Genomic DNA, 746 nt, shown 5'->3' on the forward strand with positions numbered 1-746 from the left:
CAATTTTTGCTTGTTCCTTCGGCCGGTCCCGGTGAACCATGCGGTGAGTGTGGGTGACGGGGTACGGGTCGTTGTTTGAGAACTGCACAGTGGACGCGAGCATCTGTGGCCAAGTTTTTAAGGGCGCACGGTGGATGCCTTGGCACCAGGAACCGATGAAGGACGTGGGAGGCCGCGATAGGCCCCGGGGAGCTGTCAACCGAGCTTTGATCCGGGGGTGTCCGAATGGGGAAACCCGGCAGTCGTCATGGGCTGTCACCCATACCTGAACACATAGGGTATGTGGAGGGAACGCGGGGAAGTGAAACATCTCAGTACCCGCAGGAAGAGAAAACAACCGTGATTCCGGGAGTAGTGGCGAGCGAAACTGGATGAGGCTAAACCGTATGTGTGTGATACCCGGCAGGGGTTGCGCATGCGGGGTTGTGGGAGTGCTCTTGATCGGTCTGCCGGCTGGTCGGTGAGTCAGAAATTGTTGATGTAGGCGAAGGGCATGCGAAAGGCCCGGCGTAGAGGGTAAGACCCCCGTAGCTGAAATGTCAGCAACTTGCTTGAGTATTTCCCAAGTAGCACGGGGCCCGAGAAATCCCGTGTGAATCTGGCGGGACCACCCGCTAAGCCTAAATATTCCCTGGTGACCGATAGCGGATAGTACCGTGAGGGAATGGTGAAAAGTACCGCGGGAGCGGAGTGAAATAGTACCTGAAACCGTGTGCCTACAAGCCGTGGGAGCGTCGGACATCAGC

The 746-nt window shown here is 57.4% G+C and carries 1 rRNA gene; it reads left to right on the top strand.

Annotation, left to right across the window (positions count from 1 at the left end):
• Positions 1-107: 107 nt before the first annotated feature.
• Positions 108-746: ribosomal RNA gene (locus KN815_RS46135) — 23S ribosomal RNA — on the top strand; the annotation flags it as partial.

Origin of the sequence: Streptomyces niphimycinicus, from assembly GCF_018883605.1 — a bacterium.
In the GTDB taxonomy this organism is placed as follows: domain Bacteria; phylum Actinomycetota; class Actinomycetes; order Streptomycetales; family Streptomycetaceae; genus Streptomyces; species Streptomyces niphimycinicus.